The organism is Micromonospora zhanjiangensis, assembly GCF_042650605.1.
GTDB classification, from domain to species: Bacteria; Actinomycetota; Actinomycetes; order Mycobacteriales; family Micromonosporaceae; genus Micromonospora_J; species Micromonospora_J zhanjiangensis.
In genome coordinates, this window is the sequence record NZ_JBHSBN010000038.1 from 1 (window position 1) to 11,983 (window position 11,983).

At 72.3% G+C, this 11,983-nt stretch carries 8 protein-coding genes and 1 pseudogene; 4 read left to right on the plus strand and 5 right to left on the minus strand.

What is annotated here, in order from left to right:
* On the plus strand, positions 1 to 521 hold a 521-nt coding region (locus tag ACFOX0_RS30815; RefSeq protein ID WP_377552589.1), incomplete at its 5' end, for a cellulose binding domain-containing protein.
* Positions 522 to 622: 101 nt separating this feature from the next.
* On the opposite strand, the pseudogene ACFOX0_RS30820 reads toward ACFOX0_RS30815, so the two are convergent.
* Positions 623 to 820, minus strand: a pseudogene (locus ACFOX0_RS30820) (aminotransferase class V-fold PLP-dependent enzyme); the annotation flags it as partial.
* Positions 821 to 984: 164 nt separating this feature from the next.
* Here ACFOX0_RS30820 and ACFOX0_RS30825 point away from each other — a divergent pair.
* Positions 985 to 2,157: an SGNH/GDSL hydrolase family protein gene (locus tag ACFOX0_RS30825; protein ID WP_377552591.1), complete on the plus strand. Its 1,173-nt coding sequence runs from the start codon at positions 985 to 987 to the stop codon at positions 2,155 to 2,157.
* A 54-nt stretch (positions 2,158 to 2,211) separates the two neighbouring features.
* Here the strand turns inward: ACFOX0_RS30825 and ACFOX0_RS30830 are convergent, their stop codons facing one another.
* The 4 genes from ACFOX0_RS30830 to ACFOX0_RS30845 form a co-directional block, all read right to left on the minus strand.
* On the minus strand, positions 2,212 to 4,338 hold the full coding sequence (locus ACFOX0_RS30830; protein WP_377552593.1) for a beta-galactosidase: 2,127 nt from the start codon (positions 4,336 to 4,338) through the stop codon (positions 2,212 to 2,214).
* 110 nt (positions 4,339 to 4,448) lie between these two features.
* Positions 4,449 to 5,789 (minus strand): ABC transporter substrate-binding protein, encoded by a 1,341-nt coding sequence (locus tag ACFOX0_RS30835; protein ID WP_377552595.1) that lies wholly within the window; start codon positions 5,787 to 5,789, stop codon positions 4,449 to 4,451.
* Between the two features lie 73 nt (positions 5,790 to 5,862).
* The gene (locus ACFOX0_RS30840) at positions 5,863 to 6,792 is read right to left on the minus strand and encodes a carbohydrate ABC transporter permease (RefSeq protein ID WP_377552597.1); all 930 of its coding nucleotides are present in this window, start codon (positions 6,790 to 6,792) and stop codon (positions 5,863 to 5,865) included.
* 2 nt (positions 6,793 to 6,794) lie between these two features.
* On the minus strand, positions 6,795 to 7,712 hold the full coding sequence (locus tag ACFOX0_RS30845) for a carbohydrate ABC transporter permease (protein ID WP_377552599.1): 918 nt from the start codon (positions 7,710 to 7,712) through the stop codon (positions 6,795 to 6,797).
* Positions 7,713 to 8,020: 308 nt separating this feature from the next.
* On the opposite strand from ACFOX0_RS30845, the gene ACFOX0_RS30850 reads away from it, so the two are divergent.
* Both ACFOX0_RS30850 and ppdK read left to right on the plus strand, forming a co-directional pair.
* Positions 8,021 to 9,031, plus strand: coding sequence for a LacI family DNA-binding transcriptional regulator (locus ACFOX0_RS30850; RefSeq protein ID WP_377552639.1), 1,011 nt, complete (start codon positions 8,021 to 8,023; stop codon positions 9,029 to 9,031).
* 149 nt (positions 9,032 to 9,180) lie between these two features.
* Entirely contained in the window at positions 9,181 to 11,853 is a 2,673-nt protein-coding gene (gene ppdK, locus ACFOX0_RS30855; protein WP_377552600.1) for a pyruvate, phosphate dikinase, read from the plus strand.
* The last annotated feature ends 130 nt before the right edge of the window (positions 11,854 to 11,983 follow it).

Here is an 11,983-nt window from a genome sequence, read left to right on the forward strand (position 1 = left end):
CCGGCGGCACCATCACCACCGGCAACCACTTCGACGCCTGGGCCCGCAACGGCATGAGCCTCGGCAGCTTCGACTACATGATCCTGGCCACCGAGGGCTACCAGAGCAGCGGCAGCTCCAACATCACGGTGGACGGTTCCGCCCCACCGCCCACCACCGCGCCGCCGACCACCGCACCGCCGACCACCGGACCGCCGACGACCCCGCCGCCGGGCGGTGGCGGTTGCCGCGCGACGTACTCGGTCACCAACAGCTGGGGCGGCGGTTTCCAGGCCAACGTGACCGTCACCAACGGCGGATCGTCGGCCCTCAACGGGTGGACCGTCCGGCTCACCCTGGCGAACGGGCAGACCATCAGCAGCCTGTGGAACGGCGTGAACACCGGCACCAGCGGGTCGGTGTCGGTGAAGAACGCCGCGTACAACGGCAACATCGCGGCGGGCGGTTCGACGTCGTTCGGGTACACCGGCAACGGTGACGGGTCGCAGACCCCGACCAACATCAGCTGCACCAGTCCCTGACCGCGGGACCGCACACCCCGTCGGGCCGGCCCGGATCCACTCCGGGCCGGCCCGAGTGGCCAGGACGCCCAGGCCAGGACGCCGCAATCAGGACGCCGAGGTCAGGACGCGGCGGTCAGGTCGCGCAGGCCGGCGAGCAGCCGGTCGACGTGCCCGGTGGTGGTGCCGAGGCCGAGGCTGGCCCGGACCGCGCCGCCTCCGGTCGGCGGCCGGTCCAGCCGGGTGGCCGCCTCGGCGAGCAGCCGGCGGGTGAGCGGGTGGGCGCAGAACAGGCGTACCCGACCGGTACGGGCACCGACCAGAACCGGGCCTCCGGGCCCGACGACACGACCGGCCGCCGCTCCCGGACGGTCGCGCCCGAGCCGACTAGGACATCGACGTCTGTTGACTTAATCCGTAAAGTGTTCCAGGCTGCGGACAGCCCTCCCCACCCGACGAGCGCGCCAGACGACGAGGAGACCCGGTGAATCATCGACGTGTTCCGGTAGCCGTCGGCGCGCTCGCCGTGCTGCTGACGGTCGGCGCGGCGGCCGTTCCGGCACCGACCCCGGCGGTCGCGGCCGGCAGCACCGCCGGCAGCAACCGGGCCAGTACGCCGGCGGTCCGTCCGCCCGCCGGCGTGCTGGCCCAGGTGCACACGGCCGGCCGGGTCAAGGATCTCGGCCCCACGGTCCGGTACACCTGGCCCGGCGTCTACTTCGAGGGCAGGTTCCGCGGCACCGGCGTGGGGCTCGCGCTCGACGACGCGGTCAACGACTACGACGTCCAGGTCGACGGCGCGACCGTGGCGACCCTGGTCACCCCGGGGCGGACCACCAGATGGATCACCGGCCTGACCCGCGGCACGCACACCGTACGGCTGGTGAAGCGGACCGAGAGCCCGGCGGTCGCCGGAGCGTTCGGCGGCCTGCGCGCGGTGCCGGGTGGCGCCGTCCTGAGCCCGCCCGCCGCCCGGCATCGGCAGATCGAGTTCATCGGCGACTCCTACACCGCCGGCTACGGAAACATGTCCACCACGCGCGACTGTTCGGCCATCGGCGGGGTGGACCGCAACAGCGACGCGGACCTCGCCTTCGGCGCGATCACCGCTCGCCGGCTGGGCGCCGACTACCAGGTCAACGCGAAGTCCGGGTTCGGTGTGGTGCGCAACTACAACGGCGCCCTGCCCGAGGTGGACTACCGCACCTACTACGACCGGGTGCTGCAGGAGGTGAGTCCCGAGCCGTGGCGGCGGCCGGCCGGCTGGCGCCCGCAACTGGTGGTGGTGGGCCTGGGCATCAACGACTTCTCGACCCCGCTGCACGCCGGCGAGCGGTGGGCGACCACGGACCAGTTGGTCGCCGACTACACGACGTCCTACCTGGGCTTCGTCGCCAAACTCCGGGCCCGGTACGGTCCGCGCACGACGATCGTGCTCAGCGCCACCGCCGTCGGGGACAGCCCGGTGTTCGCCGACGCCGTCCGGCGGGCCGTCCGCGAGCGCAACGCCCGGGGCGACGACCGGGTCCGGTACTGGTACTACGACGACCCGGGCCTGGACCGGCTCGGCTGTGACTGGCACCCGTCGCTGCACGACCACCGGATCATCGCCGACCAGCTCGACAGCTATCTCGCCACGCTCCCTTTGGCCTGGTAGCCGACCGGGTACCACCCCGGCCCGACGCCGACCGGACGAACACCGTACCGGCGGTCACCTGCTCACTCGGCTGAGCCGGTCCGGCTCGCGGTGGTCACCCGGGCCGCCGGCGTACCCGTTGGTCGGCGCGTCGGTGGTGGTGCCGGCCGGCGCGCCGGCGGGCCCGGTCTCGGTGTCCCGCAGGACCGCCACGGCCCGGGGCCGCAGGACCGTGCCGGTGCCGTCGATCCGGTGCCCGGGCACGCCGGCCAGGTCGAGCGTCCGTCCGGTGCGGTTGATGAGGAACCGGTACGGTCCCCGTACCGCCAGTTCGACCTTGCCGCGCAGCGGGGCCGGCAGTTCGCTGGACACGCCCGCCCGGTCGGCGAGGTCGGCCAGCACGGCGGTGAGACCGGTGGGTCCGAGCCGGCTGGCGACGTACGCCGCGGAGCCGCGCCCGGTGGCCCGGCGGGTGACGGCCACCCGGCCGGCCGGTGGGCCGGAGGTGTACCGGGCGAGCACCTCGACCCCCGGGTCGACGACGTCGACCCGGTCGGCCCAGACGGTGCCGGTGGTGCCGTTGTCCAGGGCGACCCGCTGCCCGTCGCGCAGCGGCCCGAACTCCTCGATCCGGATGCCCAGCAGGTCCCGCAGCGCGCCCGGATAGCCGCCGAGCCAGACGTGGTCGTGTTCGTCGACGACGCCGGAGAAGTAGGTGGTGACGAGGTGTCCCCCGCCGGTGACGTAGTCGCGGAGCCGGTCGGCGAGGGCGGCGGGCACCACGTGCAGCACCGGGGCCACGAGCAGGTCGTAGCGTTCCAACTCGGCGGTGACCGGCACGACGTCGGCGCGGACGCCGAGGTTGAGGAACGCGGTGTACCAGTCCAGCGCCTCCCGCCGGTAGCGCAGCCGGTCGGTGGGGTGCGAGTCGTGTTCGGCGACCCACCAGGACTCCCAGTCGAAGACGATGGCGGCCCGGGCCGGCCGGCGGTTCGTCCCGGCGATCTCGGCGAGGTCGCGCAGCCGGGCACCGAGTTCGGCCACGGCGCGGAAGACGGCGCTGTCCGTGCCGGCGTGCGGCACCATGGCGGAGTGGTACTTCTCCGCGCCGGCCGCGGACTGCCGCCACTGGAAGAAGCACACCGCGTCGGCGCCGTGCGCCACGTGGGTGAGCGAGTCGCGGGCCATCGCCCCGGCGACCTTCGGTACGTTGACCGGCTGCCAGTTCACCGCGCTGGTGGAGTGCTCCATCAGGTACCAGGGCCGGCCGCCGGCGATGTTGCCGGTGAGGTTGGCCGAGAAGGACAACTCGTCGAGCGCCTGCGGGCCGGGCACGAGGTAGTGGTCGTTGGCGACGAAGTCCACCTCGGCGGCCCAGTCGGCGTAGTGCATGCCGTTCGTCTCGCCCATGACCATGAAGTTGGTGGTGACCGGGACGTCGGGGGTCAGCTCGCGCAGCACCGCGCGTTCGGCGCGCAGGTGGTCCTTGAGCGCGTCGGAGGAGAACCGCTTGAAGTCCAGCTGCTGGGTCGGGTTCGGGTACGAGGCCGCCAGCCGGGGCGGCAGGATCTCGGCCCAGTCGCCGTACCCCTGGGCCCAGAAGGTGGTCGCCCAGGCGGTGTTCAGCGCCTCGACGGTGCCGTACCGCGCCCGCAGCCAGCGGCGGAACGCGGCCGCGGCGTCGTCGGAGTAGTCGTAGGCGTTGTGGCAGCCGAGTTCGTTGTTGACGTGCCAGGCCGCCAGCGCCGGGTGGTCGCCGTACCGGCCGGCCAGGGCCCGGACCAGCCGCAGGGCGTGCTCCCGGAAGATCGGTGACGTGGGCCGCCAGTGCTGCCGCCCGCCCGGCCAGAGGGTACGTCCCTCGCGGTCCACCGGCAGGATCTCCGGGTACGCGGTGGTCAGCCACGGCGGCGGCGACGCGGTCGCGGTGGCCAGGTCCACGGCGATCCCGTTGGCGTGCAACAGATCCATGATCTCGTCGAGCCAGGCGAAGTCCCACGCGTCCGCGCGCGGCTGGATCCGGGCCCAGCTGAAGATCGCCAGCGAGACGATGTTCACGCCGGCCGCCCGCATCGCCCGGACGTCGTCGTCCCAGACCTCGCGCGGCCACTGTTCGGGGTTGTAGTCGGCGCCGAATCCGAGTCGGGCCCGAGTCGGGTCGGTGGGCCAGCGCAGCCAGCGGTGACCGTGGTTCTCCTGCACAACGACTCCTGTTTTCCACGCCTACTGGTGGTTTTCGCGGGTACTGACGAATGCCACCCGCCGCGGCACCGTCCGGCCGTCGGGTCGGCCGGACGGTGCGTCCGCGCGGGCTACTTGACGGTGAAGCCCTGTTCCTTGCCGTACTTGACCGAGGCCTCCTGCCAGGCCTTCAGGCCGTCGCTCAGCGAGCCGTTGCCCAGGTACGCCTTGCCGGCGGTGTCACCGAAGACGCTGTTGGCGTAGACCTGGAACGGCAGGTACGACCAGCCCGGAACGACCTGTCCGGCGGACGCGGCCAGCACCTCGTTGACCTTCTGCCCGCCGAAGTACGGGAACTCCTTGTTCTTGAAGGCGGGCGCCTCCAACTGCGCCGCCTTGGCCGGGAAGGCACCGGCGTCGACCCGGGTCTGCGCGCCCTCGTCGACGGTGGCGTACTTCATGAACGCCCAGGCGAGCTTCTTGTTCGCGGCGGCGTTCATGATCGCCAGGGAGCTGCCGCCGTTCTCCGCGGTGGCCTTGCCGCCCGCCTCCCACTGCGGCATCGGCGCGACCCGCCACTTGCCCGACCCGGCCGCCGCGCCGGACTCCAGGTTGGCCGGCATCCAGGCGCCGGTGGTCAGCGAGGCGATGGTCCCGTCGGCGAGACCCTTGAACCACTCGTCGGTCCAGCCGTTGACCGGGGAGAGCAGCTTGCCGTCGATGAGCTTCTGCCAGGTGGTCGCGTACTTCTGGGCGCCGGGGTCGGCGAAGTTGACGCCGACCGTCGTGCCGTCGACCGTGTACGGCTTGCCGCCGGCCTGCCAGATCATGCTCGTGGTCTGGCCCGGGTCGCCGTTGTCGCTGGTGAGGTAGACCTTCGGGTCCGCCTTGTGCAGCTTCTCGGCCGCGGCGACGTACGCGTCCCAGGTGGCGGGGACGGCGATGCCGTGCTTGTCGAAGACGTCCTTGTTGTAGAACAGCGCCATCGGGCCGGAGTCCATCGGCAGGCCGTAGGTGACGCCACCGGACTTGACCCCGTTCCACGGGCCGGGGGTGAACGTGCCGTCCAGCTTGTCGGCGCCGTACGGCTTGAGGTCGGCCAGCGACTTGGCCAGGGCGAACTGCGGCAGCGCGTAGTACTCGACCTGGGCCACGTCGGGGACGCCGGAGCCGGCCTTGATCGCGTTCTGCAGGGCGGTGTACTGGTCCTTGTTGGTTCCGGCGTTGACCAGGTTGACCTTGACCTTGGGGTACTTCGCCTGGAAGCCCTCGACCACCTTCTTCAGGGTCGGCTCCCAGGCCCACACCGTGAGGTTGCCGCCGGCGTCCAGGGCCGCCTGCACGTCGGCCTCGGAGACCGGGCCGGAGGTGTCGCCGGATGCGTTGTCCGAGCCCGAACCACAGCCGGTGATGACTAACGATGCGCTCAGCGCGACGCCGGCCAGCAGCGCGCGACGACGGATGACCGTCATGGCCGTTTCCTTCCTGGGGGTGTTCATGGCGGGGGATCTCATGCGGGTGTGACTCGTGACCGGCGGGCGCCGGTCACTCCTTGACGCTTCCGGCGGCCAGACCCGACTGCCAGTACCGCTGCAGCAGCAGGAAGACCGCGATCAGCGGGATGATGGTGAGCAGCGAGCCGGTGATGACCAGGTTGAAGACCGCCTCGCCGCCCGCGGTCGCGGCCTGCTTGTTCCACGCGTCGAGGCCCAGCGTCAGCGGGTACCAGTCCGGGTCCTTGAGCATGATCAGCGGCAGGAAGTAGTTGTTCCAGGTGGCCACCACGTTGAACAGCAGCACCGTCACGGTGCCCGGGGCCAGCAGCGGCAGGGCGACGGAGAAGAAGGTGCGCAGCTCGCCGGCGCCGTCGACCCGCGCCGACTCCAGCATCTCGGCCGGGACGGCGTCCCGCGCGAACGTCCACATCAGATAGAGGCCGAACGGTGAGACCAGCGACGGGACGATGATCGCCCAGGGTGTGTTGGTGAGGCCCAGCCGGGAGAACATCAGGAAGGTGGGCACGGCCAGCGCGGTGCCCGGCACGGCGACGGCGCCGAGGACGACCGCGAACACCGCCCGCCGGCCCGGGAAGTCGAACTTCGCCAGGCCGTAGCCGGCCAGCGCGGCCAGCAGCGTCGCGCCGCCGGCCCCGACCACCACGTACAGCAGGGTGTTGAGCAGCCAGCGGGTGTAGGCGCCGTCGGAGTACGTGAAGGTCCGGGCGATGTTGTCGAACAGCGCGAAGTCCCGGTCCAGGCCCAGCCCACGGGAGCGGAACAGGCCGTCCTGGGTCTTCGTCGCGTTGATCACCAGCCAGACCAACGGCAGCAGCGTGTAGACCAGCACCAGCCCGGTCAGCAGGGTGAGCGGGGCGCTGCGCCGGCGGGCGCGCGCCGACGGGCGCCGCCGCGGCACCGGCCGGCGGCGACCGGGGGCGGGCCGGTCCGTCGGGCCGGCGAGGGGGGTGGTCACCATGGTCAGCCGGCCTTCCGCGTGCCGCGCAGCTGCACCAGGTACGCGACGATCATGGTGAGCACGCCCATGACGATCGCGACGGTGGCGGCGGTGTTGTACTGCTGCCCGTTGAACGACAACGAGTAGGCGTACAGGTTGGGGGTGAAGTACGTGGTGATCGAGTTCGGCGCCAGGGTCTTCAGGATGCTCGGCTCGGTGAAGAGCTGGAAGCTGCCGATGATCGAGAAGATGGTGGCGATGAGCAGCGGACCGCGCAGCGCGGGCAGCTTGATGGCACGGATGATCCGCAGTTGGCCGGCACCGTCGATCTCCGCGGCCTCGTACAACGACGGCGGCACCACCCGCAGCGCCGAGTAGAGGATCAGCATGTTGTAGCCGACGAACTCCCAGGTCACGATGTTTCCGATCGAGGCCAGGATGAGGTCGGCCGAGAGCGGGTCCGGCAGCGCGACGCCGAGGGCCTGGTTGAGGTCGCGGACCAGACCGAAGCGGGTGCCGTACATGAAGCCCCACATCAGGGTGGCGACGACGGCGGGCACCGCGTACGGCAGGAACACCGCGATGCGGAAGAAGGCGCTGCCGTAGAGCCGGCCACCGTCGATCGCCAGGGCGATGAGCAGGGCCAGGAACAGCATGATCGGCACCTGTACGGCGAGGAACAGCGCCACCCGGCCGAAGCCCGACCAGAACTGCGGGTCGGTGAGGACGTCGGCGTAGTTCTGCGCCCCGACGAACGTGGTCCCGCCGATCAGCCGGGTCCGGAACACGCTCAGGTAGAGCGCGTAACCGATCGGCGCGAGGAAGACCAGCGCGAAGACCGCCACGAACGGACCGACGAACTGCCAGCCGGCCCGGGACCGGCCGGCCCGGGTCGGCGGTCGCCGGCGTGCCATGGCGGTTGCGAGCCCTGCGGAGGCCATCGCTGCGCTCCTTCCGGCGGTGCGAGTCATGTTTACGTAAACATTTCCGCCCGGCCGCTGGCCTGCGGAAAGTGCCGACAAGATGACCGTCCGCAATGTTTACGTAAACTTGGGTTGCGGTATGGTGGCACTCTTCCTCAGGGCCGTCAAGGGCCCACGGGCGTACCGGGGTGGAACCGGCGACGCCGGGAGCAGGCAGGGAGCAGGCGGGAGCAAGGATGGGCATCGACGCGCCCCGGCAACGCCAGCCGGGCGTGCAGCGCGGCGGTTCCGGCGTGTCCGGCGGTCGTCGCAAGCAGCGCGTCTCCATGGCCGACGTGGCCGAACTCGCGGGCGTCTCCTCGCAGACCGTCTCCCGGGTCTCCAACGGCCACCCCGGGGTCATCGAGGCGACCCGGGAGCAGGTCCTGGCGGCCATGCGGGAGCTGGGTTACCGGCCCAACAGCGCCGCCCGCGCGTTGCGCTACGGCCAGTTCAACACCATCGGCGTGATCCTGTTCGGACTCTCCTCGACCGGCAACAGCCGTACCGTCGAGGCGATCGCCACCCAGGCCGCGGCCGAGGGTTACGCCATCACGCTCATCCCGGTCGGCGTGCCCACCCAGGACAACGTGCTGGGCGCCTTCACCCGGATGGGCGAACTCGCCGTCGACGCCGTCGTCGTCATCATCGAGGTCCACCTGCTCGACGCCAGCACGGTCGCGCTGCCGCCGGGCGTGCACGTCGTGATCGTCGACTCCGACGCCGGTGACCGCTACCCCGTCGTCGACACCGACCAGGCCGACGGCGCCCGCCAGGCCGTCCGGCACCTGCTCGACCTCGGCCACCGGACGGTCCGGCACGTGGCCGGGCCGGCCGAGTCCTTCGCGGGTGAGCGCCGGGCCCGGGCCTGGCGGGAGACCCTGGTCGAGGCCGGCCGCCCGGTCCCCCCGGTCGAGCGTGGCGACTGGTCCGCCGAGTCCGGCTACCGGGCCGGCCTGCGGCTGGCCGCGCTGCCCGACTGCACGGCCGTCTTCGCCGCAAACGACCAGATGGCCCTCGGCGTGCTGCGGGCCCTGCACGAGCACGGCCGGGCGGTCCCGGCCGAGGTCAGCGTGGTCGGCTTCGACGACATCCCGGACGCCGCGTCGTTCTTCCCGCCGCTGACGACGGTGCACCAGGACTTCGCCGAGATCGGCCGGCGGTGCGTCCGGTCGCTGCTGCGGCAGTTGCGGAACGAGCCGGCCAGCGCCGGCACCGACCTGGTGCCGACCCGGCTCGTGGTCCGGGACAGCACCGCGCCGGCCGCGCGACCCCGGCCCCCGGCCGCCGGTCGGTGAGCGGGCGGCGGCCGTAGGTCGGTCACCGCCGTACCGCGATCCTCGGGGACCTTCGGCCCGCGCGGGCCGCCGTCCGACCCTGTCGACGACGACGGCCGGGCCGGTACGACGGAGGTGGAACGTTCTCACCCCCCGGCGAGGAGACCGCGATGACAGCCAGGTACGTCCACGACTTCACCGAAGGCAACAAGGACCTCAAGGATCTCCTCGGCGGCAAGGGCGCCAACCTCGCCGAGATGACCCGGATGGGCCTGCCGGTGCCGCCCGGTTTCACGATCAGCACGGCCGCGTGCCGCGCCTACCTGGCCACCGGCGCCGTGCCACCCGGCCTCTTCACCGAGGTGGCGGAACACCTGCGGAGACTGGAGACCGGGCTGGACAAGCGGCTCGGTGACCCCCGGCGGCCGTTGCTGCTGTCGGTGCGCTCGGGCGGCAAGTTCTCCATGCCCGGCATGATGGAGACCATCCTGGACATCGGGCTCACCGACGTCACGGTCGGCGGGTTGGCCGCGCAGACCGGGGACGAGCGGTTCGCGTGGGACTCGTACCGCCGCCTCATCCAGATGTTCGGCCGGACGGTGTGCGGCGTACCGGGCGAGGACTTCGAGGCGGAGCTGTCCGGGGCCCGGGCCGCCGCCGGGGTCGACAGCGACGCCGAGCTGTCGGCCGACCAGCTGCGGCACCTGGTCGAGGCGTACCAGAAGGTGTTCCACCGGCACACCGGCGAGGACTTCCCGCAGTCGCCCCGGGAACAGCTCCACCTGGCGATCACCTCGGTCTTCCGGTCCTGGAACGCCGATCGGGCGGTGCTCTACCGCCGGCAGGAGCGCATCCCGCACGACCTGGGCACCGCGGTGAACGTGATGGCGATGGTCTTCGGCAACCTCGGCACCGACTCGGGCACCGGCGTGGCGTTCACCCGCGACCCGGCCACCGGCCGGCGCGGACTGTACGGCGACTACCTGCCCGACGCCCAGGGCGAGGACGTGGTCGCGGGTATCCGCGACACCGTCGGGCTGCGCGAGCTCGAACGCCGCCACCCGCGCTGTTTCGCCGAACTGATGTCGATCATGGACCGGCTGGAACACCACTACCGCGACCTGTGCGACATCGAGTTCACCATCGAACACGGGAAGCTGTGGATGTTGCAGACCCGGGTCGGCAAGCGCACCCCGGCGGCCGCGTTCGTCATCGCGGCGCAGCTCGTCGACGAGGGACTCATCACGACGGACGAGGCGCTGCGGCGGGTCACCGGCGGGCAGCTGGCCCAGCTGATGTTCCCGGCGTTCGACCTCGCCGCCACCCCGGAGCCGGTCACCACCGGCGTACCGGCGTCACCCGGCGCGGCGGTCGGTCGGATCGTGTTCGACTCGGCCGCGGCGGTCGAGGCGGCGGAACCGGTCGTCCTGGTCCGACCGGAGACCACCCCGGACGACCTCGCCGGCATGATCGCCGCCGAGGGCATCCTGACCAGCCACGGCGGTAAGACCTCACACGCCGCGGTCGTCGCCCGGGGCATGGGCAAGCCGTGCGTGTGCGGCGCCGCGGCGGTGCGCATCGACCCGGACCGGGGCCGGCTGTGCGTGGGCGACACCGTGCTGACCGCCGGGGACCTGATCTCCATCGACGGGACGACCGGACGGGTCTACCCGGGCGCCGTCGCGGTGCGGCCCTCGCCCGTGGTCCGGTACCTGGACGGCGAGCTGGCCGCCGACAGCGACCCGCTGGTCGCCGCCGTGGACCGTCTGCTGCGGCACGCCGACGCGGTACGCCGGCTCGGCGTGCACGCCAACGCGGACACCCCCGCCGACGCGGATCGGGCCCGCCGCTTCGGCGCCACCGGCATCGGGCTGTGCCGGACCGAACACATGTTCCTCGGCGAACGCCGGTCCCTGGTGGAACGGTTGATCCTGGCCACCGACGACGAGCAGCGCCGGGCCGCCCTCGACGAGTTGCTGCCGCTGCAACGGGCCGACGTCACCGGCATCCTGGCCGCGATGGACGGGTTGCCGGTCACCATCCGCCTGCTCGACCCGCCGTTGCACGAATTCCTTCCCGCGCTGGACGACCTGGTCGCCCGGGTGGCCCGCGCCGAGGCCCTGGGCCGGGACCCGGGCCGGGACGGCGTGCTGCTCGCCGCGGTGCGCCGGCTGCACGAGGTCAACCCGATGCTCGGGCTGCGTGGCGTCCGCCTGGGTCTGGTCGTTCCCGGCCTGTTCGCCATGCAGGTGCGCGCCGTGGCCGAGGCCGCCGCCGCGCGGACCAGGGCCGGCGGCCACCCCCGTCCGGAGATCATGGTTCCGCTGGTGGCGACGGTGCGGGAACTGGACCTGGTCCGCGCCGAGGTCGAGACGGTACTGGCGAACGTCCCGGACGCGCCGCCGATCAGATTCGGCACGATGATCGAGGTCCCCCGAGCCGCGTTGACCGCCGGTCAGATCGCCGAGCACGCCGATTTCTTCTCCTTCGGCACGAACGACCTGACCCAGCTGACCTGGGGCTTCTCCCGGGACGACGTCGAGGGCGCGTTCTTCTCCCGCTACCTGGACCTGGGTGTCTTCGGCACGTCACCGTTCGAGACGGTCGACGCCGCCGGGGTCGGCGCGCTGGTCGAGCTGGCCGTGCGCCGGGGACGCGCGACGCGACCGGACCTGACGGTCGGCGTGTGCGGCGAACACGGGGGCGACCCGGCGTCGGTGCGGTTCTTCCACACCACGGGGCTGGACTACGTCTCCTGCTCGCCGTACCGGATCCCGGTGGCCCGGCTGGAGGCCGGCCGGGCCGCCGTGCACACCGGCGACGCGGGCTCGGACAGCCGGTGACCCGCGGCCGCCGGCGGCGTGGGCGGCGGCCGGGCAGGTCGGGACCTTCGGCCCGCGCCCCGGTGCCGTTCGCCGGCAGCCCCCGCACCGCCGGCCGGACACGATTGACCTGGGCGAACGGATGCCCGGC